Origin of the sequence: Acinetobacter sp. NBRC 110496 (assembly GCF_000876115.1) — a bacterium.
GTDB lineage: Bacteria > Pseudomonadota > Gammaproteobacteria > Pseudomonadales > Moraxellaceae > Acinetobacter.
The window spans coordinates 1-2490 of sequence record NZ_BBTF01000114.1 but is presented as its reverse complement, the minus strand read 5'-3'; the positions used below and the strand labels follow the sequence as shown (position 1 = coordinate 2490).

The window sequence follows — 2490 nt, the reverse complement described above, 5'->3', positions numbered from 1 at the left end:
GTAAGCATCCGGCTAACACAGCCTTACCAAGCGATCCTATAAGCCTTAATTTAGTTCCCACCTAAAAACAAGTGGGGACTTAATCCATGAACATGGATATATATTCAGCAACACCTCCTGTTGCTAAAAAACGCCGAAAATACAGCAAAGAATTCAAACTCAGTATTGTCAATGCCTGCAAAAATCCTAATACCTCGATCGCTTCGGTCGCACTGCAACATAGTATTAATGCCAACCTTGTCAGTCGTTGGATCAGGATCTTCAGCCATCATGAGGGTGCCGTGCAGGATCCTACTCATGTGAATCCAGCATTTATTGCTTTGCCTTACACTGCTGCAATCAGCCAACCTATTGATGAGAGGATCACGTTGTGTATCACCGTGCCTCATACGAATAATGATATTCAGCTAAAATGGCAGACATCAGAAATACCTGCCTTGGCAGAATTACTCAAGGCACTTGCAACATGATCCGCATTGATGAAATCTGGTTGTCTACTCAGCCCATGGACATGCGTGCAGGTATGGATACGACCATGGCTCAGGTGGTGAGAGCCTTTGGCTACATCAAACCGCATTGTGCTTACCTGTTCTGTAATAAACGTGGCCATCGCATGAAAGTGCTGGTACATGATGGATTGGGCATCTGGCTGTGTGCCCGGCGGCTGGAACAGGGCAAATTTCACTGGGCTCAAGTTCACCAAGGTGAAACCGTGGCCCTCAGCCCGGAACAGTTACAGGCACTGATCCAAGGTTTGCCCTGGCAGCGCATTGGACGACAGCAGGTGGTGACGATGCTTTAAACCAGGCTCGACCATTCTGCTATTCTCCAAACGTTCTATTTCATTCTTCTCATGACCTCAGGCATACTGCGGTCATGAATACGCTGCCTGACTTAAGCCAACTGACCCATGAACAACTGCTGGAATTCACCAGGCAGTTGGCGCTGCAGCATCAGTCTCTAGCACAATCAAACCAACAATTGGATGCCAAAGTTCAACATCTTTCTATTCTCAATCAAAAATACGAGCATGAACTGGCGCTGTTTAAAAAGCACAAATTCGCCCAAAAGAATGAACACTTAACGGCAAAACAAATCCATCTGTGGGATGAAGCGGTTGAAGAAGATATTGCCGCGGTTGATCTAGAACTGGAACGGCTAAATGCAGATAAAACCAATGCAGCGACACAGAAAGCCAAAACCAATAAACCTAAACGTCGACCACTGCCAGATCATCTACACACCATCCGTATTGAGCATGAACCTGCATCAACCCAATGTGCTTGTGGCTGCCAACTCCGTCGTATCGGCGAAGATGTCAGTGAAAAACTGCATTTCAGACCGGCACAGTTCTATAAGGAACAGCATGTGCGTGGTAAATGGGTCTGTGATCAGTGTGACACTCTAACTCAGCAAGCGATGCCCGCCTATGTGATTGATAAAGGCATTGCTTCACCTGAATTGCTCAGCCATGTGCTGGTATCGAAGTATGCCGATCATTTGCCGCTGTACCGTCAGCGCCTGATCTATCAGCGGGCTGGCATTGATCTGTCCAGATCCACTTTATCTGACTGGATAGGTCGCTGCGGTGTAGAACTGGAACCTCTGGCCAATGCCTTAAAAGAGGTGGTGCTGCAACAGCGGGTGCTGCATGCAGATGAAACACCGGTCACCATCATGCGGATGGGTGAGAATAATAAAAAACCGAAGAAAGGTTATGTCTGGGCCTATGCCACCACACAGTATAATCCAGTTCAGGCGGTGATCTATGACTTTCAGGATAGTCGTTCAGGCCAGCATGCTGAAGAGTTCTTGAAAGGCTGGCAGGGCTATCTAGTCTGTGATGATTACAGTGGTTATAAAGCACGTTTTAAATCAGGCCAGGTGATTGAGGTGGGGTGCATGGCCCATGCACGTCGTAAATTCCATGAACTGCATGTAACTGGGAAAAGTCAGGTTGCTGAACAGGCCTTAGTGCTGATTCAGAAACTGTATGCGATAGAAGCAGAACTCAGGAAAAAGACCGATGGTACAGCGGAAGACCGCCGCGAATACCGACAACAGCATAGTCAACCAGTGATGCAACAACTATATGAATGGCTCAACCAACATCATCTGACAGTGCCATCGAGTTCTCCCACCGCCAAGGCTATCAATTACACTCTGAAGCGTTGGCCAGCCTTAAGCCGCTATCTGGATGATGGCAATCTACCGATATGCAACAATTGGGTAGAGAATCAGATGCGTCCCTGGGCGTTGGGACGCAAGAACTGGCTGTTTGCAGGTTCGCTGCGCAGTGGTCAGCGAGCGGCAAACATCATGACTTTAATCCAGTCAGCAAAGCTGAATGGCTTGGATCCGTATGCCTATTTAAGTGATGTGCTGAAAAGGTTACCGACACACAAAGTGACCCAAATTGAAGAATTGCTGCCGCACTGCTGGAAACCTAAATCGAATTAAAAAATAGGTATGGGATTCAGCGGACGCTTA

The 2490-nt window shown here is 47.5% G+C and carries 3 protein-coding genes; all 3 read left to right on the top strand.

The genetic code is table 11. The features are described 5' to 3' along the window. The first annotated feature begins 86 nt into the window (after nucleotides 1–86). The gene (locus Aba26S_RS20660) at nucleotides 87–470 is read left to right on the top strand and encodes a transposase (protein ID WP_001055585.1); all 384 of its coding nucleotides are present in this window, start codon (nucleotides 87–89) and stop codon (nucleotides 468–470) included. Beyond that, nucleotides 467–802 (top strand): IS66 family insertion sequence element accessory protein TnpB, encoded by a 336-nt coding sequence (gene tnpB, locus Aba26S_RS20655; protein ID WP_000618091.1) that lies wholly within the window; start codon nucleotides 467–469, stop codon nucleotides 800–802. Before Aba26S_RS20660 ends, tnpB begins: the two co-directional genes overlap by 4 nt. A 74-nt stretch (nucleotides 803–876) precedes the next feature. Then, on the top strand, nucleotides 877–2460 hold the full coding sequence (locus Aba26S_RS20650) for an IS66-like element ISAba25 family transposase (RefSeq protein WP_005080957.1): 1584 nt from the start codon (nucleotides 877–879) through the stop codon (nucleotides 2458–2460). Nucleotides 2461–2490 lie beyond the last annotated feature (30 nt).